Genomic DNA, 23,386 nt, shown 5'->3' with positions numbered 1-23,386 from the left:
CCAACTGTACGAGGGGGAGTCGGCGACCCGTCCGCCGTCTTGCGAGATGGCTCAGTCAACTTGTCGCACCCGCCCGTCGGCAGAGTGCGCGAAGGGAAGGTTCGGGCATTGCGTTCACACCCCGTGTGAATCGTGCTGCACTGGGACGAGTCGCACCGCTGCGAGTCACCGGAGGGGCAATGGAACCCAACGTCCTGCTGGAGTCACTGATCGACGAGGCGGGTGTCTCCCGGGCGGGCCTCGCCGCACACGTCAACCGGGCGGGACGCTCCAGAGGACTGCTCCTCCGTTACGAGCACACCGCCGTGGCCCGCTGGCTGAAGGGCCAGCGCCCGCGCGGCCGGGTGCCCGACCTGATCTGCGACGTACTCGGGGAACGGCTGCGCAGGACGGTCTCCCTCGACGACATCGGCATGGGAACGTCCGGCTCCGGCGCCACCCCGCAGGGCCCCACCCTCCCCGCGTTCGTCGAGCGGGCCGCCGCCCTGTGGCACTCCGACGACCGGCACCGCCCCGACCTGGCCACCGCGCCGGCCGTCACCGGGACGACAGCCGTGATGCCCGTCTGGGAGTGGGAGAACCCGCCCGAGGACGCCGACGTGTCCCGCACCGGTCCCACCAGGGTCGGCGCGGCGGACATCGAGACACTGCGCGCGGCCCGTGCCCACTACGAGCAGATGTACCGCAGGACCGGGGGCATCACGACCCGCCCACGGGTCGTCGGCTTCCTCAACAGCGAGGTCGCGCCCCTGCTGCGCGGCGGCTGCAGCGACTCCGTGGGGCGTCGGCTCCACCGGGCGGCGGGCGGCCTGGTGGCCGTCGCGGGCATCTGCGCGTACGACTCCGACGCCCACGGCCTCGCCCAGCGCTACTTCCACCAGGCGCTGCGTCTGGCGAAGGCCAGCGGGGACAGGGGACTGGGCGGCTATGTGATCGCGCTGCTGGTCAACCAACTGCTGTTCCTAGGCGATCACCGGCAGTCCGTGGCCTTCGCGGAGACCGCGCTGCGGGCCGCGGGACGGCACATCACGCCCGCGCTGGCCGCCGATCTCCACGCGATGCAGGCGAAGGCGTACGCGCACCTCGGGGACGGCGCCGCCGCACTGGCCTGCGTCCGCCGCGCCGAATCGCAGGCCGAGCGGATCAGGCCGGGCCAGGAACCGGACGAGACCGGGTATGTGCAGCCAGGTCTGGTCGATGTGCAGGTGGCGGAAGCCCTGTTGGGCCTCGGTGACCTCGGCGCGGCCCGGGAGCACGCCACGGCCGCCGTGCGCAGCCCGGCGCACGACCGGGGCCGGGTGCACCGCCTGGCGATGCTCACCCATGTGGAGCTGCGCCGGGGCGAGGCGGACCGGGCGGCGATGACCGCCGTGGAGATGGCCGAACGGGCCAGGGGCATGGAGTCGCGACGGCTGCGGGACCGGCTGCGCGCCGTCCGGGGCGATCTGGCGGCGAGCGGTTGCGCGGAGGCGGGACGGGCCGCCGAGCTGATAGGGGAGGCGCTGCGGGTACCGCTCTGAGCCGTGCTGAGCCGCGGCGAGCGGGGTATGAGCCGCCGCGCGAGCGGGAGTGAGCCGCCGCGAGCGCTTCCGCGCCCCTCGTGCGCGCGTTACGCCACCGCACGCGCCCTGCTGCGATGTCTGCCACCTACTGATCGAAAGGTGGCAGAACTGTGCGGTGGACGAATCTGAACGAGCACACGGTGTACGAGAACCGATGGTTCCGGGTCAACCTGGCGGACGTCGCTCTCCCCGACGGCCGACACCTCGACCACTACGTGATCCGGCTCCGCCCGGTCGCGGCGGCCACCGCCGTCAACGAGGCCGACGAGGTCCTGCTGCTGTGGCGGCACCGGTTCATCACGGACAGCTGGGGCTGGGAACTCGCGGCGGGCATCGTCGAGGACGGCGAGGACATCGAGGCGGCGGCGGCCCGTGAGATGGAGGAGGAGACCGGCTGGCGACCGGGACCACTGCGCCCGCTGCTCACCGTGGAACCGGCGAACGGCCTGACCGACGCGCGCCACCACTTGTACTGGTGCGACGAGGCCGTCCACATCGGTCACCCCCAGGACGACTTCGAGTCCTCACGCCGTGAGTGGGTGCCGCTCAAGCTGGTGCCCGACATGATCGCCCGGGGCGAGGTCCCGGCGGCCAACATGGCGGCGGGGTTGCTGATGCTCCATCATGTGCGCCTGGGTAAGGGGTACTGAGCGCGGTGAGTGAGCCGTGACCGGACGCCACGGCTCACGGGCCGGCCGTGTGCGGGCCCGGCCGGGGCGATCGGCCGGGCCCGCACACGGCCGATGGCGGAGCCGACGGGTGGATCAGTGACCGAGCGGAAACCGGCGGTCGACGGAACGGAAGCCCGCCATGAGAATTCCGGAGCAACTCGCCGATGGCGCCGACCACCATCCGGAAGAGTTACAGGATCGTCATCTTTATCCGAACAACTGTGTTCATGGACACAATTTTGACGGCCCGTTTCCTCTCACATGCCCGACTCATTCCTCTGGTCGCGTGATGTTTCCCCTACGTAGAGTCGTCGCTTGATTCCTTTCTTCGAAGGATCTTCACAAGATGATCTTGTTGGGGTGGGTTATGTGGGGGCGTGGACGTTCACGTGGCCGTGTCGGTGTCTTGGCCGGTGTGTTGGGTCTGACGGTGGTAGCGGCTCTGGCGCCGGTGGAGGCCGCCGTGGCGGCTTCTCCGCACCGTCCGGCAGTCGCCCAGCAGGAGGATGACGGCTCATCTTCCGGTAAGGCGAGCGCCGAAGCCGCTCTCGCCGAGTCCAAGCGCGTCGGCAGGCCCGTCGAAGTGACGTCCATGCGTAGTGAGAGCAGCGACGTCTACGCGACCCCCGACGGAAATCTGGAGGCACGCGAGTACCTGAGGCCGGTCCGCACCCGAGTGGGCGGTCAATGGAAGTTGATCGAGACCGAGTTGGTGAAGTCGGACGACGGCGCCGTGGTCCCGAAGGCGACTGCGGTGGGGCTGAAATTCTCCGGGGGCGGCAACGCACCGCTGGTACGGATGACCAAGGCCGGCCGTGAGCTGGCCCTGTCCTGGCCCGCCAGGCTGCCGGTGCCGGATGTGGACGGTGCCACAGCTACCTACCATGACGTTCTTCCGGATGTGGACCTGCGCATGCAGGCGCAGGAGGACGGCTTCACTCAGCTGCTGGTGGTCAAGTCCGCCGAAGCCGCCGCGAACAAGGGCCTCTCCGAACTGCGGCTCAAGGTGGCCGCTGCGGGCATGGACGTCCACCGGACCGGTGGGGGCGGTCTCCAGGCGGTCGACAAGGGGGCCCGCGGAATGGTGTTCGAGGCGCCCACCCCCATGATGTGGGATTCCAGCAGCGGTCCGGAAACCGTGCCGGCTTCGGAGCCCGCGACCCCTGGAGCCGCTGCCCGGACTGCCGCAACGGGTACGGGGTCCGGCGAGGAGCCTGCCGCGACCGAGTCCGGCAAGCTGGCGCCGGTGGGTGTCGAGGTGCCGACCGGAGGCAAGGAAATCGTATTGACTCCGGACGCCGAGGTCCTGCGCGGGGAGGACACCACCTATCCGGTGTTCATCGATCCGCAGTGGTATTCACCCCGGGCCTCCGCGTGGACCATGGCGTCGAAGTACTGGGCCTCGTCACCGCAGTGGAAGTTCAACGGCGAGTCCACCGCAGGTATGGGCTACTGCAACTGGAGCTACTGCCAGCCCAACGACACCAAGCGGCTCCTCTACCGGCTGCCCACCTCGAAGTTCGCGGGCAAGTCGATCCTGTCGGCGGAATTCGTGGTGCGTAACACGTGGTCGGCCTCGTGCTCCGCCCGCAGTGTGGAGCTGTGGCGGACGAAGGACATCTCGTCCACGACCACGTGGAACACGCAGAACGCGTCGGGGTTCTGGATCAAGCAGCTGAAGTCGCAGTCTTTCGCCTACGGGTACACCGGGTGCGCCGCGAAGGACGCCGAGTTCGATGTGAAGGCTGCCGTACAGGAGGCCGCGAACGGGAAATGGGCCACCATGACGTTCGGTCTGCGTGCCGACAGCGAGACGGACCAGTACGCCTGGAAACGCTTCTCGGACAAGGCGTATCTGCGGGTGAAGTACAACCGGCCCCCGCAGCAGGTGAAGATGTCGCAGCTGTCGATGGAATACGGCGGTACGTGCAAGAAGTCGGACAGCGCCCCTCAGGTGCGCACGCTCGGCAAGATCTACGCGAATGGTGTGACCGACCCGGACGGCGACAACATCGCTGTGCAGTTCCAGGCAGCCTGGGACACCGGCGACGGCAAGGGCAACATCGCCCGGTGGAGCCCGGCTCTGACACCGCTCAAGAAATCCGGCTCCGGCTTCTCGATCAGCCTGCCCACGTCCGTGCCGAAGAACAAGCGGATCAGCTGGTACGTGCGGTCGTACGACGGGGCCCAGTACTCGCCGTGGTCGAGCGCCCTTGGTTCGAGCGCCTGCTACTTCACCTACGACACCGCGGTTCCACAGGCACCGGCCATCTCGTCCGGGGACTACCCCGCCTCCGACCCGGAGAATCCGGACGACCCGTGGTTCGACGGGGTCGGACAGTACGGGGCGTTCCAGCTCAAGGCGGCGAACAGCGATGTGACGAAGTACTGGTACGGAGTCAACGGGGACCCGTCCTCGAAGAATGTGCTGACCACGTCTGCGGGCGCCGCGCAGCTCGCAAAGGTGCTGCCCGCGAAACCAGGGCTGAACTACATCACGGCACAGGCCTTCGACGCGGCCGGCAACGGCTCGGAGACGCGCACCTACCAGTTCAGGGTGAAGGCGGGACAGCCCGAGCGAGCGATGTGGCAGCTGGACGAGTCGGCCGACGCCTCCCGGTCCGCCGGAAGCTCCGGAGCCCGCACGGCCAAGCTCCACGGCGGCACCACGCTGGGAGTACCGGGCAGAACGGGGACCGCGCTGGGGCTTGACGGCACGTCCGGGTACGCGGCGACGGACATCCCGACCATCAACACCGCCAATGGCTTCAGCCTCTCGGTATGGGTGAAGCTCGACCAGGTGCCCGACCGGGCAGCGGTGATCGCGACACAGCCGGGCAACTATTCGCCGGGCTTCGAGATGTACTACTCCAGCGGCTACGACCGCTGGGTCTTCAACCAGTACACCTCCGACACCGCCGGCGCCTCCATCGCGCGGGCCATGGCTCCGTCCGCCGGAGGAGTGACTGCCGGGAAGTGGACCCATCTCGTGGGCGTCTACTCCGGCGGGGACAGGGAACTGCTGCTCTATGTCGATGGGCAGTTGGTCGGACGCACTCCGTACACCACGGCGTGGAACGCGCGTCGTGGCCTCCAGATCGGCGCCGCCAACCTTCTCGGCACGGTGAAGAACTTCTTCCCCGGCACCATCGATGAACTCCGCATGTTCGACAAGCCGGTCTCGGCGACCGAGGTCGGCAGGCTCTTCCGCCTCGAATCGATCGGCAACGGCCGCACCACTCGGTCGGTGTTCCCGCTGGACGAGGAGGCGGGGGCGACCGAGGTGACCGGTCACGCCGACACTCAGCCGCTGGCTCTGGTCGGAGACGCGAAGCTGGGTGCCCCCGGGGTCGCGGGCGGAGCCCTGAGCCTCGACGGGGACGGCGACTACGCCCACACCACCGCTCCACACGTCGACACCGAACGGCCCTTCACCGTCTCGGCGTGGGCCAAGCTGGACCGGATACCCGCTCAGGCGGCCACCGTCGTCGCGCAACTGGGTGCCAATCGGCCCGGTTTCGAGCTGTACTACTCAAAGACGTACAACCGATGGGGCTTCACCCAGTACTCGGCCGACGTACCGAATGCCACGCAGATCCGCGCCGTGCAACCCGAGGGATCTTCCGCCCGGCCCGGCGAATGGGTGCACCTGGTCGGCGTCCACGATCCGACAGCCGACACATTGACGCTGTACGTCAACGGAACGAAGGCGGCCAGTGTTGCTCAGGCCAACCCCTGGTACGCGAGCGGACGCGTCCAGATAGGCGCCTTGACCATCGACGGCAACAACATCATCCAGCACTTCCCCGGCCAGATCGATGACGTCCGTTTCTTCGACCGTGTGGTCGCGGACGGTGAGGTGCAGCAGATGTTCCAGCAACGTCCGCTGGTCAAGGGCCGCTGGAACTTCGAGGAAGCCGGTGCCACCACTCCCGTCACCACACCGGACTCCTCGGCGGAGAAGAGGCCGGTGAGCCTGTACGGGAATGCTCAGCTCGGCGCAGGCATGATCGACAACAGTGGCCTGCAGCTCAACGGGGTCGACGCCTACGCCGCCACCACGATGCCGGTCGACACCAGCGGCAGCTTCACGATGACCGCCTGGGCGCAAGCGGCCGCCGCACCTGATCACGGCATGGCGGTCCTCAGCGGGGAGGGCACGGCTCGAAGCGCCTTCGAGGTCCGTTTCCAACCCGATCCGGACAATGTCGAGGGCCTTGGCCGCTGGGAGTTGACGCTCTCGGACAAGGACGCGGCGAACGCCACGGTGAAACAGCTGAACAACAGCGAGTTCTACGACGTGCGGGACTGGAACCACCTCTCCGTGGTGTACGACGGGTTCGCCAAGCAGGCTCGTCTCTACGTCAACGGTGTGCTCCAGGAGGCCGTCTGTGACGGCGACGCCGATGCCGCGTGCCAGGAGTACGTCGCCTGGGCGGACGACGTGCTGACCTTCAAAGCCACCAAGGCCCTCGACATAGGGCGGGCGCAGAGCGACAGCCCCGGAGAGTACTTCGCCGGCTCGGTGGACGACGTATGGGCATTCCAGGGCGCGTTGAACGACAACCAGGTCAGCGAACTGGCCGGGGCATGGTTCGACATTCCGACCGAAGTACCCAACGGCAGCTGACGCGCGACACCGCGCGTCAGCCCGGGCCGGACGCACCGTTCCACCGGCCTCCTCACCCTTGACGGTCCCGTGCCGCGCCCACTTCCTGGTGGGCGCGGCACCCGGCAGTGACGGACACACCAGACATGAAACCCATATCCACGACCTCACCCGGAATCAGACTGCTCCGCAGGGCGTCGCTGGCCCTCTCCACAGTGATGGTCGCCACTCTGCTCCAGGCGGCAGCAGCACCCTCGGCGGTGGCGGAGAACAATCTTCCCGGTCTGCCGAACTCCGAGAAGCCCGTGACGGGCAGCCACGAGAGTACGGTCAGACCACGCACTCTGCCCAAGGGGCCCAAGATTCCTCCGGTGCCTCCCGAGAAGGAACTCCCCGCACCCTTCACCGCGACGGTGGACATCTCCGGGGCGCGTGGGACCGGGACGAAGAACGCCGACGGCTTCACTCCGGCCAAGGGAACGCCGATCGGTCTCGCTCCGGCGCCGACGGGTGGAAAGCGCGAAGCGGCCACGTCTGCGTCGGGCGGGGACACGGCGACCCGTGTCGAGACCCGCGTACTGGACCGTGAGCACACCGACCGTGCGGGGATCAAGGGCGTGCTGTTCACGCTGTCCGTCCTTGACGCCACCGCCGCACGCGCCGAACGGTCCGCCGCGCCCACATCGACACATGTGGCGGCCACCGTCGACTATTCCGCGTTCGCAAGGGCGTTCGGTGGTTCGTACGCCTCACGTATGCGGCTGGTCGCACTCCCGCCCTGCGCGCTGACCACGCCCGACAAAGAGGACTGCCGTTCAGGCACGCCCGTCACCACGACCAACGACACCGCTCGACAGACGCTGACCGCCACGTCACTGAACCTGCGGGCGGGTACGCCGACAGTCCTGGCGGCGACGACATCGGCAGAGGGTGACAAGGGCACGTACAAGGCCACGTCCCTCGCCGCGTCCTCGACGTGGAGCACCAACCTCAACACGGGCGACTTCACGTGGTCGTACGACATGCCGACACCTGAGGTCCCGGGCGGGCTGAAGCCCGCTGTGGGCCTCTCCTACTCCTCGGCGTCCATCGACGGCCGTACCGGTGGCACGAACAACCAAGGATCCTGGGTCGGCGACGGTTTCAACCTGTGGCCGGGATTCATCGAGCGCAGCTACAAGCCCTGCGCGGACGACGGCCAGAAGAACGCCGACGGCAACAAGCCGGGTGACATGTGCTGGGCCTACGACAACGCGGTCATTTCGTTCAACGGCGCCGGTGGGGAACTGATCCCGGCGGGCAACGACGAGTTCAAGCTGAAGCACGACGACGGCACCAGAATCAAGCACCTGGCTTCCACCGACCGGGGCAACGGCGACAACGACGGTGAGTACTGGCGCCTCACTTCACCGGACGGCACCCAGTACTTCTTCGGGTACAACCGACTGCCCGGCTGGAGCGCGGGGAAGGAGACCACGGACTCCACCTGGACGCTGCCGGTCTACGGCAACAACAGCGCAGAGAAGTGCCACGCGGCGACGTTCGCCGACTCCTGGTGCCAGCAGGCGTGGCGGTGGAACCTCGACTACGTCGTCGATGTTCACGGCAACGCGATCAGCTACAACTACACCAAGGAAGCCAACTCCTACGGTCGCAACCTGAAGGCCGAGGACGACACCCCGTACACCCGTGGCGGCTACCTCAAGCGCGTCGACTACGGCCTGAAGTCCTCGGACATGTACGCGGCCAAGCCGCAGGCCCAGGTCGTCTTCGGCAACGCCGAACGCTGTCTGTCCCAGACCGGCGTCTCATGTGCCGCGGACACGATCGACGACAAGGCGTTCTACTGGTACGACACTCCTTGGGATCTGAACTGCAAGGCCGGTACCAAGTGTGACAACGGGCGCCTGTCGCCCTCGTTCTGGACACGTAAGAGACTCACGGACGTCACCACGCAGGTTCTCAAGGCGGACGGCACCTACGCCGAGGTCGATTCCTGGAAGCTCGACCACCGTTGGGGCATGGCGGATACCGACTACCAGTTGCTGCTCGACAGCGTGCAGCACACCGGACACTCGGCAATCCCGGCGATCACTCTGCCGAAGACCACCTTCGCCTACACGCAGTTGGAGAACCGCCTCGACAGGACGGGCGACGGCTTCGCCCCGTTCGTCAAGGCACGTCTGTCCACGGTCGCCGACGAGTCAGGTGGCCAGATCGATGCCAATTACTCCGCCCCGGCCTGCGACTGGGACGCCCTGCCCACACCGGAGACGAACACCACCCGCTGTTTCCCCCAGTACATCGGGGGCAGCGACACCGACCCGGCGCAGCGGCACTGGTTCAACAAGTACGTGACCACCTCGGTCACCGCGACCGACCGCACGGGTGGCTCTCCCGACCAGGTCACTCGGTACGACTACCTGGGGGGTGCCGCCTGGCATTACGACGATGACGACGGTCTGACCAAGGAGAAGCAGAAGACCTGGTCGCAGTGGCGGGGGTACGGCCAGGTCAGGGTTCGGACCGGCGGCCAGGGCGGGGATTCCGCCATGAGGACGCAGCAGGACTCGTATTTCCTGCGGGGCATGGACGGCGACCGCAAGAACACCTCCGGGGGGACCAAATCCGTTGCGGTGGCGCTTGAGGCCGGTGAGGGCGCGGCGATCACGGATCACGAGACCACGGCCGGCTTCGGCTACAGGACCGTCATGTTCGACAAGCCGGGCGGCAAGGTACTGAGCAAGTCGGTCAGCAGGCCCTGGTATCACGAGACGGCGAAGAAGGTGCGTGACTGGGGGACGGTGACCGCGAACTTCATCGGTACCTCCGCCTCCAAGGACTGGGTCTCGCTCGACGGCGGTGCGGGCGTCAAGTGGCGCACCACTTCGACGGCGACGAAACAGGACACGATCGCCGGCCGGGTCGTCCAGGTCGACGACTTCGGCGACGACGCCACCGAGGCGGACGACCGGTGCACGCGAACGACCTATCCGGAGGTGACCGCCACCAACCTCCTCAGGCTCCCCTCACGGGTGGAAACCGTCACCAAGCCGTGCGAGGCGACGGCCGACCGGTCGAAGGACGTCCTCTCCGACATACGTACCGGCTATGACGGCGGCGCTCCGGGCACGGCTCCCGTCAAGGGGGACGCCACGGCTGTCGCGACTCTGAAGAGCCACGACGGCACCAAGGCCACGTACCTTGAGTCGGCTGCCACCTATGACGCGTACGGCCGCCAGTTGACAACGACCGACCTGGTCGCCGATGTCACCGTCACCGGCAGCGGCGCACCCGTGCGTACGGCCCGGAGTGACGGCCGCACCACCACGACGGCCTACACCCCGGCCACCGGTCAGGTCACGCAGATCACGCTGACCACGCCGCGGGCAAGGGCCGCGGACGCCGGTTCGGCACAGACCTCCGTCACCACGCTGGACCCTCTGCGCGGACTGGCGGTGAAGCAGACCGACACCAACAGCAATGTCACCGAAGTCGCGTACGACGCGCTCGGCCGTTCCACGAAGGTATGGCTCGCTGACCGGCGGAACACCCAGACTCCGAGTCAGGAGTTCGTCTACACGGTCGCGGAGAACAAGGCGGTCGCCATCGCCACCAAGACGCTGAACAACAGTGGTGGCCAGATCACCTCGTACGCCTTGTACGACGGATTCCTGCGCGACAGGCAGACCCAGACTCCCGGTCCGGACAACGGCACTGTCGTCACCGATGTCTTCTACGACGAACGCGGCCTGACGGCGAAGACGTTCGCGCCCTATTACACGACGGGCAAGCCGAACACCGAGATCTTCAAACCCGCTGATGCCCTGTCCGTCGAGACACAGACCCGCACCACGTTCGACGGTCTGAACCGTGCCGTCGAAACACGGCAGATCGCGGGCAACGGCGACGGCGGGACGCTGCTCAACACCACCACGACCCTGTACGGCGGTGACCGCACGACCGTCATCCCTCCCGTCGGCGGCACCACGACCACCACGCTCACCGACGCACGAGGCAACACCACCGAACTGCGTCAGCACCACACCCGCGCGGCCGACGCACCCTATGACACGACCACCTATCAGTACACGCCGCGAGGCGAACTGGAGAAGGTGACCGACCCCGCGGGCAACAACTGGAGCTACGTCTACGACCAGCTCGGCCGCCAGACGAGGGCCAAGGACCCGGACAAGGGCAATACCACCAGCACGTACGACGACCGCGGACAGCTCACCTTCGTGAGCGGATCGCGTACGGACGTCCCCGGTCTCGCCTACGTTTACGACGATCTCGGCCGCCAGACCGAAATACGTGAGGGCTCGGCCACCGGAGCTCTGCGCACCCAGACGGTGTACGACACGGTCACCGGAGCGAAGGGCCGGCTCGCACAATCCACCCGCTATGCCGGCGGGCAGGCGTACGTCTCGAAGGTCACCGCCTACGACCGGCTCTACCGGCCGACCAAGACCGCCGTCGTCATTCCGGCGGCCGAGGGCAAGCTGCAGGGCACTTACCAGACCGGCACCGCTTATCTGCCCTCCGGCCTGACCGGAGCGGTGAGCTACTCCGCGGCCGGCTCGCTGCCGGGTGGTTCGTCCAACTACACGTACGAGGACGAGACGCTCCGCCCGGTCGCGGTCTACGGCGAGGGCATGACGTCCAGCACCGCCTACAGCCTGACCGGCAAGCCCTTGCAGTACTCGATGGGGTTGACCACCGGCGGAAAGAAGACGCAGGTCACGAACACCTACGAGTGGGGAACCCAGCGGCTCGCGACATCGCGGGTGGACCGTGAGGACCAGCCCGGGGTCGACCGCCACGTCACTTACGCGTACGACGAGGCCGGCGCCGTCCTTTCGATGGCGGACGTGTCCCGGACCGGTACCGACAACCAGTGCTTCACCCACGACTACCTCGGCCGCCTCGTCGAGGCGTGGACCCAGCCCACCACCACCTGCGCGACGGCGCCCGCAGCCGACAAGATCGGTGGCCCCGCCCCGTACTGGCAGACCTTCACCTATGACAAGGCCGGCAACCGCACCACCGAAACGCAGCACAACACCGTAGGCAACGCCGCACAGGACACCAAGCGGACCTACACGTACCCGGCGCCGGGGTCGGCCCAGCCGCACAGCCTCACGTCCTTGGCCACGGCGGGCCCGTCCGGAACCAGGACGGACGGGTACGCGTACGACCCGAGCGGCAACACCACCGCGCGGCCGGGACAGCAACTGACCTGGGACGCCGAGGGACATCTCGCCACGGTCACCGAGAACGGCAGCACCACCACCTACCTCTACGACGCCGACGGCAATCGCCTGATCGGCCGCACCAGCACCGGGACCACGCTCTACCTCGGCCACACCGAGGTCACCGTCCCCACCGGGGCGACAAAGGCCAAGGCCACTCGCCTCTTCGAGCTCGGTGGCGGCCAAACAGCCATCCGCGACGACGACGGCGCCTTCGCCTTCACCATCGCTGACCACCACGGCACCGGCGAACTCGCAGTCGCGGCCGGCAACCTCGCTCTCACCCAGCGTCGCACGCTGCCTTTCGGAGCCGTACGCGGACAGGCACCGGCCTCCTGGCCGAGCACCAAGGGTTTTGTCGGTGGCACCGACGACACCAAGGTCACCGGACTCACTCATCTCGGCGCCCGCGAGTACGACGCGGGCATTGGCCGATTCGTCTCTGTCGACCCGCTTCTCGACCTGAGCGACCCACAGCAGATGAACGGCTACACCTACGGCAACAACAATCCCGCCACGCTGTCCGACCCGACCGGACTGCGCCCGGACGGCCCGGTGGGCGGGGCCTCGTACAACGACCAACGGGAGACATTCGGAGACGGTCTGTACAACGCCAGGACGGCGGGGAGCGGGTACTTCCTCGATTACTACGGAGGCTGGAGCTACCGGCACGTCACTCATTTCGCCACGAGTTCGAAGAGCGCTGCTGCCGTTACCGTTTCCTGGTCCGGCCGCGCCAAGGCAAAGGGGTTGACCGCAAAAGACGGAATTGATCTCCGCGTCAAGGAGAACAAGGTTCCGGACAACTTCTACAGCCGATACATCGGTCCCGTTGTCGGAGCGTTGATCCTCCCGGACGTAGATGCGTGGGCCGGGTGCTTCAGTGGGTCGTTGGGGCAGTGCGGATGGGCTGCCACCGACCTTCCCCTCCTCAAGGTCAGCAAGCCGCTCAAGCTGCTCAAGGGGGTCAAGCGGGGAGAAGAGGTTGCTGAAGACATAGAAGACGTCGCCAGCATATGCAGGAAGCACAGCTTCCTGCCGGGAACCAAGGTGCTGCTCGCCGATGGCACCACCAAGAACATCGAAGACGTCGATGAGGGCGACGAGGTTCTCGCAACCGATCCGCTGACCGGTGAGACAGCGTCCGAAGAAGTCACGGCCAAGATCATCACAAAGGATGACAAGGACTTCACTCAGCTCACCGTCGAGACCGGTGACGGCCGCGAAAGCATCATCGCCACAGACACTCATCCGTTCTGGTCCATCGACACACACAAGTGGATCGACGCAGGCGAAATCGAGCCGGGAACCCAGCTCCGTAGCCCGGGCAAGGGTGCTGTTGAAGTCGTCGGTATCCGTCATTTCAAGAAGCAGCAGCGGACCAACGACCTCACGGTCGACCGCATCCACACGTACTATGTACTCGCTGGTCAGACACCGGTCCTCGTTCACAACAGTAACTGCCCGACCGCATCGAAATACGAGGACATCACGAGTCCCGGCGCCCGCATGCTGAACAAATCGACAGACGTGGGCCCCGTGGACTTCGGAAAGAATCTTGAGGCCAATGGGTGGAGCCGCACCGAAAAGGGCCCGAACCTCATGTACGAGAAGGATGGGGCAAGGTATTTCCTTCGAGGGAAGGCGAACAGCCACAAGGGGTGGACGGCTGACTACTACAATCCGGGGTCTAAGAAGGCCGACATCAAGATCAGGCTGGGTGAGGACTAATGGCAGAGGCAGGTTCGATAGTGATCGATCGCAACGGCTATCTGGGTGTTCGCTCCCGTAGTGCAGCCACCTTCGATCTTGATGCCAGGCTGCCTGGCCAGGTCTTCAAAGAGGGTGTGGAGGGCTCGCTGTTCTGTGAGTTCGATGCGGTCCTCACCCCGGAATTCTGGCCGGCGCTCTGCGCGATGGCCCGGTGGCATGGCGACAGTCACGTCGAACTGCTGGTTCTTGAGCCGGATTGCGATGACTTCTACCGTCCGGAGTATCGGATGTATCCGGCGTTGTCGTTGTCCGTAGAGGCTGACATGGACAACTACTGGGCGGCGATCGGTCACGAGCCGGACGGTGACATCATGGGGTCGATTGCAATCTCTGCGAACGTCATCGCTGTGACCGGAGCTTCCGGAAGATGGGGATGTTGGGGTGAAAGAGATCCCGAGATTGCAGTTTTCCGGGGGTTTCCCAACGTGGCCGCACGGAATGAATGGCGCGCGCAGTTCGGGCCCTTCCTGGAGGTGTCAGGCGCTCTGGAGTCGTATCTCCCACTGACCTTCGCGGGTCGGACCGTCCCGGACGGGTACGCCGCAACCCTGACCGCCAACTATGGACCTCCGAGCGGTAGGCGGCCGTAACGGCACGGAGCATCCCGCCGATGTTTCGGCGGGATGCTCCGTCGGCATCATGGGAACCAAGACTCCTCGTCGAGTTCCATGATCCGGCCCGGGTGCCGAGCCCCGCACAGAAGTACGCTTATGCAAATAGGAAGCCCCGTCAGGTGAGTCCGGGCGGGGCTTTTGTGCGGGGTGACGGCAGTAGTTGACGGCAACGTCAGCGGACGAGAGCGGCGCAAGGTGGCGGTTCGTCGTCATTGGAGCTGGCCGTCTCGTTGATCCCACACTGCTGAGCGCGGTGCTGAGGGTGTCGATGGCGTCGCGCTGGAGGCGGATGCGGACGTGGGCGTAGACGGTGGCGGTGACGCCGATGTGGGCGTGGCCCAACAGCTCCTTGATAACGACGAGTTCCACTCCTTGCTCCAGGAGGAGGGTGGCCGCCGAGTGGCGGAGGTCGTGGAACCGGATGCGGCGGAGTCTGGCCTGGCGGAGCAGGATGTTGAAGTGCCGGGTGAGGGTGGACCCTTCGATCGGGGCGCCGTCGGGGCGGGTGAAGACGTAGCCGCTGTCCTTCCAGCCCGTCCCCGCCGCCTCGCGTTCCTTGCGCTGTCGGTCGCGGTGCTGTTCGAGGGAGCGCAGACACGGCGTCGGCAGGGCGATGCGTCGTTCGGAGCTCTTGGTCTTGGTCGGGAGGGCGGTCAGCCCGCTGGAGTTGGTGCGTTGGAGGGTGCGTCGGATGCTGGCGGTTCCGCCGGCCAGGTTGAGGTCTTCCCAGCGCGGGCCGAGGAGTTCGCCCTTGCGGAGCCCGGTGTGCAGAGCGAGTTCGAACAGCGGCTGCAACCGGTGACCGTTGGCGGCGGCCAGGAACTTGCGGGCTTCGTCGGCGGTGAGGGGTTCGAAGCGGCGGGGGCGGGGTGTGCCGGTGCGGACGTTGCGGGCGACGTTGCGCGGGATCTCCTCCTCACGCACGGCGTGCTCCAGGGCGGATTTGAGTACGGAGTGCACGTAGGCCAGGGTCAGGGGCGAGAGCCGCTTGGAGCAGCACTTTCCGGCGGCACAGCAGAGGGCTCGGGCGCGGGCGGTGTCGAGGCCGCGGGTGCAGCACTGGCAGGTGGTGCGGAGTTGGTTGAACCAGGTGCGGACGTCCTTGGCGGTGAGCTTGGCGAGCTTCTTCCGTCCCAGGCCGGGGATGAGGTAGAGGCGGGTGACGGCGGTGTAGCGGGTGTGGGTGTTCTCGCGGAGCTGGTGGACGGCGACCGCGTCGAGCCAGTACGTCAGGTACGCGGCCAGGCTGCCCTGAGCGGACGGGACGGGGAGGCCGCGGTTGCTGGCGGAGATCTTCTCGGTGAGCTTGGCCAGGGCTTCCTTGCGGGTGGTGCCGTAGACGCGGATGCGCTTGCGGGTGTTGCCGGGGGCGAGGACGTATCCGGCGGCTTCCCAGCGGCTGTCCTTGCGCTGGTAGACGGTTCCGTCGCCGTTGGCGCGGACGCGGCGGGAGGCGGGGGTGTCGCGGGGCGTGGTCATCAGGCGGCGTCCTGTTCGAGGCGGGTGCGGATGAAGTCGGTGAGGGCGTGGGTGGGGATGCGGCGGGCGCGGCCGAGGGTGATCGAGGTGAGCTGGCCGGTGCGGAGTAGGTCGTAGACGGCGGAGCGGCCGAGCTGGAGGCGGGCCATCACCTGGGGCACCGTGAGCAGATCCAGCACCGGGGTCGCCTCCGTACGGAGGACGGTGGGCGGGGGCGAGATCATCAGCAGCCCCCTTCCGCGATGAACTGCCGTTCCATTTCCTTGCGGTGCCACACGCCGGCCGCGAGGAGCGCGGCGCCGGGGCTGTAGCCCGAGCCCAGGTAGTCCCACCGACCGACGACGAGCGTGGTCGTCGGGTCCGGCTCGGGCAGGCCGGCATGAGTGCGGGCCTGTTCGGTACACCAGGCGCGGCGGGCGTCGCGCAGCGCGCCAAGGGTGGTGGAGTAGCTGCGGGACTTGGTGGAGAAGTGGCCCCGGAAGCCGAGCATGTGCGCCCACTTCCAGAGCTTGAGGTGAGCGAACTCCGGCAGCCTGCCCAGCTCCCAGCAGGTGCGGATCATCTGCCGGACGTGCCGGGCGACGGGTAGCCGGGACAGCGGGCGAGCCTGCCCGGTCCCATCGCACGCGGTGCACGGGAGCGGCGTCCCGTGGGGCAACACGGTGGCGCCGCGTCCCTGACAGGGGCGGCAGAACAGGGTGTGGTCGAGGGTGCCGGAGGCGTCGGCGGACTTGGTGGCGTACTTCGCCACGTAGGCGGCCACGGCCTGGTCGGTGAATTCGGCGTCAGTGCCGAAGGCCGCGATCTCGCGCACGTCGAACTGTTTGCCCCAGCCGAGTTCGCGATCCCCGACCGCATCCGACTCCACCGTGACGCGGACCCGCGCGGCGGCGGCGCGGGCGGCCTTCGTGAGTACGGCGACGGTGGCGTACGGCGGCGGGGGCTGGCTGCTGCCGTCCGGGCCGTCGAGTCGCATGACGGCATGGAAGTGGACCAGGCCGCGCTTCTGGTACTCGGCGACCTTGGCGAAGGACACGCGTAGGACGGCACAGGCGGCCTTCTGGGTCAGGCCGAGCCGGGCGGCGATCTCCCGACGGAGGTAGATCGTGAAGCGGGCCCACAGGGCGGAGGCGTGGGCGTTGAACAGGACCGCGCCCGTGTAGTCGTACGTCGCCGGGTTCAGCGGCGTGCCCAGCAGGGCGTCCGTGGGGTCGTGGAGCTTGCGACAGCGGCAGGGCCGGGTGTCGCCGCCGGGGGTGGTGGGGCGGTTGTGGACGGGGCCGAAGAAGGGGGCGGTGAGGGTGGCGAAGACGCGGGGGTGGGTGCGGACGGTGTCGGGCACGGTCTTGCCGCCGGAGAGGCCGGCGCGGATGAGGTGGTAGGTGTCGGCGGCGTAGAGGCGGGAGCAGGCCGGGCAGCGGGAGGCACGGCGGTTGCCGCACGCGGTGAGCAGGCTGCCCGTCGGCTCGTCGGAGGAGGTGTAGGAGCGCAGCACCTCACCCGTCGCCGTGTCGACGGTGGTGGTCTGTCCGGTCAAGCGGACGGGTTCGGTGCAGCCGCTGAGGCGTTCGATCTGCTGCTGTGCGCGGTCGAAGTCGGGGTGGTTGACGAGGTGGAGCAGGTCCCGTACGGCGGGGCTTGCCACGTGGCGCAGGTCCAGGGTGACCATTCGGGGTGTGTCCCTTCTGTTCGGGTGGGTGGCCCCGAGCAGCAACCAGCCCGTCAGGTAGGGGTGTTGGTGCTGCTCGGGGCATGACGAACCAGGCCCGGGGGCGGGCGTGGGTTCAGAGAGGGGGATTCAGCCGGTGAGGGCCGGTGCTCAGAGCTGAGCGAGTGCGGCGGTGGCCACCGGCAGGGCGATGCCCATGCGTGTGCCGAGGTGGGCGGCGGTGATTGTTGTTCCGTGCTCGGCGCGGTGGGTGTCCGCGATGCGCCGAGCGGCGTCCAGCAGGGCGACCGGCAGGGCCAGGCCGGAGGCGGGCCGAGTCGTCTCGGCGACTACGACGGGCTGAGCGACGGCCGGAGCCGGAGCGGGCTCGGCTTCCTCAACCGGGGAGAGGGCGACGACCGGGGCGGGCGTCGGGGGTGCGGGTGCTTCGTCGGGCACCGGCTCGGAGACAGTGGCGGCGGCCTCCGGGTGCGGGGTGGGACGGGTGTGGAACTGGGCGAGGAAGGCGGGGCCGACGTGGCCCCAGCCGAGGAGCAGGAGCGGGGCGACGGTGTCCAGGCAGGCCCGGCCGTAGCGTCCGGTCAGCAGCGGTTCGGCGGTGTTCAGCGCGAGGGTGAGCAGGCCGCACAGGTGCAGCAGCCGGGTACCGGCCTTCAGCTCTGCCTTGGGGACGCCGCGCAGGGCCAGGAAGCGCAGGGCGACCAGGAGCCCGACGACGGACAGGTCCACCATGGGGGCGATCAGTGGCGCAATCGGGTGGGGGACGCCGAGCCGCAGGGCGAGGGCCCAGACGTTGCCGAAGGAGAAGACGAAGGCCAGGGCCGCGATGACCGCCATGACCACGGTCACGGTGCGCCGGGTGAACCGTTCCTCCGCCATGTCCTCAACCTCCTTTCCGGTGTGGGCTTTCGGGGCTACTTGGTGAGCGACGGCAGGGGTGCCGTGGTCCGGCCGGTCGAGGCGAGGAGGGCGTCCAGGCACAGGTCCGGGTCGGCGGTCAGGTGCGAGGTGGCTTCGGCGACGCGGGCGGCGTCGGCGTCGGAGACGTAGGGGGTGCGGATGCGGGTGTAGCCGGGGCGGCCCTGCATCGCCATCACCGCGACGCCGACGTAGGCGGGGTCCTGCAAGGTGACCGGGCTGGCATCGGGCCAGTTGCGGATGTCGTCACCGAGCGCGGCCACCGCGGCTTCCACGGTCTTCTGCGCGAAGGACAGCCCGATGGGGCACACGTCGCGGATGAAGGTGGGGATGGCGTCGCCGGTGGTCTTCTGGCTGATCAGGATCACCAGGATGCCGACGCTGCGTCCCTTCTTGACCAGGTCCTCCACCAGCCGGGCGTTCTCCGCCGTCAGCGCGGCCAGCCGTTTCGTGGCCGGGTCGCTGCCCTTGTACTCGCGGAAGTACGTGTGCGCCTCATCAATGATCAGGACCGTGAGCGGCCACTGCGGCGAGGGGCCGACGTGCCACATGTTCTTCACGCCCAGCACGTCCCGGATGGTCGCCGAACGCCGCTTGCGCAGCTCCACCATGCGCTTGAACAGCGCGTTGGCTTCATCGAGGTCGTCCCCGCAGAACGCGAACATCCGCTTGACCAGGTCGGCGTAGTCGCCCTCCGAGGCCCGCGACACCTTGCCGTCCGCCGTCACGAACTGCACGGACGCAGACGGCGCGAAGTCACAGACGAACTTGTTGACCCCCGAGGTCTTGCCCGCACCGGGGGCGCCGGCCACCGTGACCCCGGGCACGTTGGCCAGGGACACGCATACCTTCGCGGCGTACTCATCGATGCCCAGCTCCCAACGCGTCAGGTCCACGGGCGGGAGGCCAGTGGGCCGGTGCGTGGTCGGCGTGGTCAACGGGTCGGAGCGCACGCCCCGGATCACCACCCTGCCGGGGCCGTCCGGCAGCACGGACACCCGCGTGCACCGCCAGGCATCCGCCAGGAACCGCGCCGACTTCTGGTACTCCTCCACCCCGACCTGCGGCAGCGTCCGGGCCCGCACGATCACACCGAACCGGTCCGGCTTCACCTTGATCTTCGGCGTCAGGACTCGGGGCGCGGGGGCGGGGCCGTCCTTCTGCGCGGTGATCTGCCCCAGCAGGCCCGGGGTCTTGTCGGTGACCGTCAGCCCGGCCATCCGCGCGAGCCGTACCCAGCCCCACCGCACCCGCACGGCCTGCCACATGCTCACGCGCGTGTCCCGGTCGGCCCGTACGTAGCACACCACCCTCACCAGCAGCCACACACCGACCAGCACGGCCACGGCCAGCAGCACGTCCGGCGCGTATTCCGGCCCGGAATTTTCGAAGCGGATCACTGGGCCGCCTCCACCGTCACCAGCTCCAGGCGGGCGGCCCGGTAGGCGACGCCGTCGGAGAGCTGACCGTTGAAGATCCGCGCCCACGGAGTCGCGAACAGCTCCACGGGCCGCACCATCACACCCGGCTTGAGCCCGGCGGCCAGGCCGGTTTCCGGGACGGTGATCTTCAGGACCTCGGCCCGGCCGTCCTCCATGAGCATCACGGTCACCGTGTACAGCGACGCCCCGGTCTCCCGGTCCGTGGCGACCTCCCCAGTCTGCTGGTCCTTGATCTTCAGCGCCGGGTCGGTGCCCGCGATGCACACCGCCGACGGCAGCAGGGCAACACGGATTCGAGTCATGGCCATGCCATCACACCCTTTGTTCGATGGAGCCGCTTGATCGGCTCGACATGGAGCATAAGGAGATGATCGCTCAACTTGCAAGGTCGATTAGGTTGTGACTTCGATCAGGTTGGTAGGCGGTCAGGTGGGGAACCCGGGGATGTGTCTGTATCGCTACGGCTTGCTGGCGATACCGTGGGGGCATGACCCTGCCCTTGGACGAGGACTCCCGGCCGCCGTACCTCCAGGCCGCCGAGGCCCTGCGGGACGTGATCCTGAACGGTGAGTACCGCTCCGGCGAGCGCCTGCCCTCGGCCAACGTGCTGGGTGATCGGTTCGGGGTGTCCAGCTCCACCGTCCAGAACGCTCTGCGCGTGCTCAAGCAGGAAGGCTTGGTCTACTCCCAGCTCGGCCGGGGCAGCTACGTCAGCGACTCCGTCGGCGGGAGCACCGAAGAGGTCGACGGTGATCATGAGGAAGCCGATGCCGCAGGGGCGGACTGGCCAGTCGACGTCATCTACAACGGTGATCCCCGACCGCCGTACGCACAGGTCGCCGACATCCTCCGCCGGGAAATCCTGGAAGGCACCTACCCTCCAGGCTCCCAGCTCCCTCCCGCCCGGGAGATCCAAGAGCGATTCAAAGTCGCCAACTCCACGGCGCAGAACGCCTATCGGCGCCTTAAGCAGGACGGGCTGGTGTACGCGGTCAAAGGACGTGGTGTTTTCGTCCGCCAGGAACCGGAGCCGGGCAAGCACCACGGGACGATCACGAACTACCTGCTGCGCGATGAGATCGCCCGCGAGGCACGTGTGGCCGCCACCGAGTTCGCCGACCTCAGCGACGAGGAGCTGCTGGCGCGGGAAGCAGAGCTCGACCGACGATGGGACGTGGTTCGGGAGGAGCATCAGCGGCTTTACGGCGAGCGCCGGAAGGTCAAGCGGGAGAAGAGCCGACGCGGCCTGTTCCTGCCACCCCTGCATGACGACGACGCCGAGCCGGACATGTCGCCGAGCGAGAAGCTGAACACCGCGCTGGCCGAATCGAAGAAGCGCCGGCAACAGCGGCCCTGACCATCGACCGGGCAACTCGATCAGTGCGTGAGCTGTTCAGAGTTTCTTTACTTGATCAAGGGCGTTCCGCTGACGCGGGCCGCCGCGCGCCGGCGGTCGGTGACCGCCGCCCGCTCCTGTCTGCCGCCCCGCTGGCGACGGCCGCCGACCACTCGGCGCGCAGAGCCCGGGAGCGTAGGCCGGACCACAAATCGGAAGCCCCGGTCCGACCGCTCAGCAGCAGACTGGCCGGGCACCTGAGAGGTTGCCCGGCGAGCTCGCGCCGTCCCAGACGGCCCATGTTTGCTGCCTGGCTGGGGGCCGTGACGATGGAGATAACTGGGCTGATGCCGGTGCGGGGTTGAGCGAGACACACGTGGCGGGTGATCGTTCGGCGCGCCCGCCGTCGTGGCTGACTTTCTGCGGCAGAGGCCAGAACCCCCACAGTCATGGGCACGACACGCGCGTGAGGGCCCGTCCCTGCCGGGGCTGACGAGTGCGGGGGAACCTCGATCGGCTGCGCCCGGTAGGGACGGGAGTCGGGTGGGTCAGCGCGGTGAGGCGCCTGGGCGAGCGAGGTGGGTCACGTCTGGCGCCAGGTCCGCCAGGGACGGGTGATGATCTCCCGGTAGGTGTGGTGGGACGGGTTCTGGCCGCAGTGCCGCAGTACCCAGTCCTGCGGTTCGGCGAAGTCCTCGCTGGTCGGCGACGTCTCTTCATCCACGGCGCACTGCATCGCGTACAGGACCGGCTCCGCGTCCGGCTCGCGGTCGGGCTGGAGCGTCCAGGTCTCGTAGCGCAGGACCGAGCGAGGGGTCACCGTCCCCACCTCCGGTTGGCTACGGCCACCTTCGCGCTCAACTCCTCCGCCGGAGTCGGCGTACGTACGTCCTCTGGCGGCACGTCCCACTCCCGGCCACCGCACGGCGGCCGAAGCTGCACGCACGGCCCTACACGCCCCATCACCACGCCCACCTTGCCGCTCCGCCGGTCGACCACCAGGGCGCCGGCATCGGGCGAGACGGTGTGCCCGTCGGCATCAGGGGTGGGGGCCGTCATCGTGACCACCCCGGCGAGGCGGTCCGCGACCGGGCGTCCAGTCGCAGGGCGGGAACACATGGGGTGGCGCTCATTCGCACGGTGACGCTCCTCAGCGGCGTTGATGCATGCCCCTGCGCCTGTTGGTGCCGCAGGGTCGGCACCGATCCTCACGCCGGTCACCGGGACGAAGGAACCTCCACCAAACCCCACTCCAGGACGTCCTGCACCATGTAGAACGTCCCTAGTGCCGTCCTGGGGCGAAGAGGGAGACTCGTGCCGAACGAGAGACTACGAGCCGTCATGGCGGCGGGAGGCTGGACGTACGCCGCACTCGCTCAGCAGGTCGAGGTCGACCCCAAGTCGGTCGAGCGCTGGGTGAACCTCGGGCGTATCCCACGCCGTGCCACCGCCCTCCAGGCGGCCAAGGCCCTGGGAGAAGACGTGCACGCACTCTGGCCGGCGCTCCGCCAGGCCCGCCCCGCCCGCGCCATCAGCCCCGAACTGGTCGCGCTCTACGAACAGCGGGCCGACCTCCCCGTCTCGACGTTCACCGACCTCTTGACCCAGGCCCGGGAACGGATCGACATCCTCGTCTACGCGGCCGTCTTCCTCCACGAGGCGTACCCGCGGCTGAACGAACTCCTCACCGAACGCGCCGCCGAAGGCTGCACCGTCCGCATCGCGATCGGGGACCCCGACAGCGACAACGTCCAAGCCCGCGGCCAGGAGGAGCGGTTCGGCCACGGCATCGATTCCCGCTGCCGCCTCGCCCTCATGCACTACAAACCGCCCGCCGACACCCCCGGCATCGAAGTCCGGACCCACGCAACCACGCTCTACAACTCCCTCTACCGCGCCGACGACCAGCAACTCGTCAACGCACACGTCTGGGGCGTCAACGCCTACGCCGCCCCCGTATGGCATCTTCGCCGACACGAGACACGCGGCATGTTCGACACCTACACCGACAGCTTCGACGCCGTGTGGGCGACGGCAACCCCCGTACAAGAGGAAGGCTGA

14 protein-coding genes and 1 pseudogene are annotated in these 23,386 nt (G+C 68.0%); 7 read left to right on the top strand and 8 right to left on the bottom strand.

Annotation, left to right across the window (positions count from 1 at the left end):
- Positions 1-179 precede the first annotated feature (179 nt).
- The 5 genes from PZB75_RS03875 to PZB75_RS03855 all read left to right on the top strand — a co-directional run bounded on the left by PZB75_RS03875 (position 180) and on the right by PZB75_RS03855 (position 14,457).
- Positions 180-1,520 carry a transcriptional regulator gene (locus tag PZB75_RS03875; protein WP_275533873.1) on the top strand — a complete coding sequence of 447 codons (1,341 nt, stop codon included), beginning with the start codon at positions 180-182 and terminating at the stop codon, positions 1,518-1,520.
- A 152-nt stretch (positions 1,521-1,672) separates the two neighbouring features.
- Positions 1,673-2,212, top strand: a complete 540-nt coding sequence (locus tag PZB75_RS03870) for an NUDIX domain-containing protein (RefSeq protein ID WP_275533872.1) — start codon at positions 1,673-1,675, stop codon at positions 2,210-2,212.
- Between the two features lie 367 nt (positions 2,213-2,579).
- Entirely contained in the window at positions 2,580-6,863 is a 4,284-nt protein-coding gene (locus PZB75_RS03865; protein ID WP_275533871.1) for a LamG-like jellyroll fold domain-containing protein, read from the top strand.
- Positions 6,864-6,988: 125 nt separating this feature from the next.
- The gene (locus tag PZB75_RS03860) at positions 6,989-13,825 is read left to right on the top strand and encodes a polymorphic toxin-type HINT domain-containing protein (RefSeq protein WP_275533870.1); all 6,837 of its coding nucleotides are present in this window, start codon (positions 6,989-6,991) and stop codon (positions 13,823-13,825) included.
- A gap of 20 nt (positions 13,826-13,845) precedes the next feature.
- A complete protein-coding gene (locus tag PZB75_RS03855; protein ID WP_275533869.1) occupies positions 13,846-14,457 on the top strand; it encodes a hypothetical protein in 612 nt (203 codons plus the stop codon).
- 196 nt (positions 14,458-14,653) lie between these two features.
- On the opposite strand, the pseudogene PZB75_RS03850 reads toward PZB75_RS03855, so the two are convergent.
- The 6 genes and pseudogenes from PZB75_RS03850 to PZB75_RS03825 all read right to left on the bottom strand — a co-directional run bounded on the left by PZB75_RS03850 (position 14,654) and on the right by PZB75_RS03825 (position 20,297).
- Positions 14,654-15,960 (bottom strand): annotated as a pseudogene (locus PZB75_RS03850) (tyrosine-type recombinase/integrase).
- Positions 15,960-16,184, bottom strand: a complete 225-nt coding sequence (locus tag PZB75_RS03845; RefSeq protein ID WP_275533868.1) for a helix-turn-helix domain-containing protein — start codon at positions 16,182-16,184, stop codon at positions 15,960-15,962. The pseudogene PZB75_RS03850 and the gene PZB75_RS03845 overlap by 1 nt, the downstream one beginning before the upstream one ends.
- Entirely contained in the window at positions 16,184-17,629 is a 1,446-nt protein-coding gene (locus PZB75_RS03840) for a replication initiator (RefSeq protein ID WP_275533867.1), read from the bottom strand. Before PZB75_RS03840 ends, PZB75_RS03845 begins: the two co-directional genes overlap by 1 nt.
- Positions 17,630-17,779: 150 nt before the next feature.
- The gene (locus PZB75_RS03835; protein ID WP_275533866.1) at positions 17,780-18,508 is read right to left on the bottom strand and encodes a DUF2637 domain-containing protein; all 729 of its coding nucleotides are present in this window, start codon (positions 18,506-18,508) and stop codon (positions 17,780-17,782) included.
- A gap of 35 nt (positions 18,509-18,543) precedes the next feature.
- A complete protein-coding gene (locus PZB75_RS03830; protein WP_343286215.1) occupies positions 18,544-19,947 on the bottom strand; it encodes an FtsK/SpoIIIE domain-containing protein in 1,404 nt (467 codons plus the stop codon).
- The gene (locus PZB75_RS03825) at positions 19,944-20,297 is read right to left on the bottom strand and encodes a hypothetical protein (protein ID WP_093854933.1); all 354 of its coding nucleotides are present in this window, start codon (positions 20,295-20,297) and stop codon (positions 19,944-19,946) included. The genes PZB75_RS03830 and PZB75_RS03825 overlap by 4 nt, the downstream gene beginning before the upstream one ends.
- Positions 20,298-20,476: 179 nt before the next feature.
- Here PZB75_RS03825 and PZB75_RS03820 point away from each other — a divergent pair, with 179 nt between their 5' ends.
- On the top strand, positions 20,477-21,346 hold the full coding sequence (locus PZB75_RS03820) for a GntR family transcriptional regulator (protein WP_275533865.1): 870 nt from the start codon (positions 20,477-20,479) through the stop codon (positions 21,344-21,346).
- 562 nt (positions 21,347-21,908) lie between these two features.
- Here PZB75_RS03820 and PZB75_RS03815 read toward each other — a convergent pair.
- Together PZB75_RS03815 and PZB75_RS03810 are read right to left on the bottom strand one after the other, a co-directional pair.
- Positions 21,909-22,154, bottom strand: a complete 246-nt coding sequence (locus tag PZB75_RS03815; RefSeq protein WP_095681949.1) for a hypothetical protein — start codon at positions 22,152-22,154, stop codon at positions 21,909-21,911.
- Positions 22,142-22,393, bottom strand: coding sequence for a hypothetical protein (locus PZB75_RS03810; protein WP_275538569.1), 252 nt, complete (start codon positions 22,391-22,393; stop codon positions 22,142-22,144). The genes PZB75_RS03815 and PZB75_RS03810 overlap by 13 nt, the downstream gene beginning before the upstream one ends.
- Before the next feature lie 273 nt (positions 22,394-22,666).
- On the opposite strand from PZB75_RS03810, the gene PZB75_RS03805 reads away from it, so the two are divergent.
- Positions 22,667-23,386, top strand: a complete 720-nt coding sequence (locus tag PZB75_RS03805) for an XRE family transcriptional regulator (protein ID WP_275538568.1) — start codon at positions 22,667-22,669, stop codon at positions 23,384-23,386.

The organism is Streptomyces sp. AM 4-1-1, from assembly GCF_029167625.1.
Taxonomy (GTDB): domain Bacteria; phylum Actinomycetota; class Actinomycetes; order Streptomycetales; family Streptomycetaceae; genus Streptomyces.
This window is presented reverse-complemented; position numbering and strand designations above follow the sequence as displayed.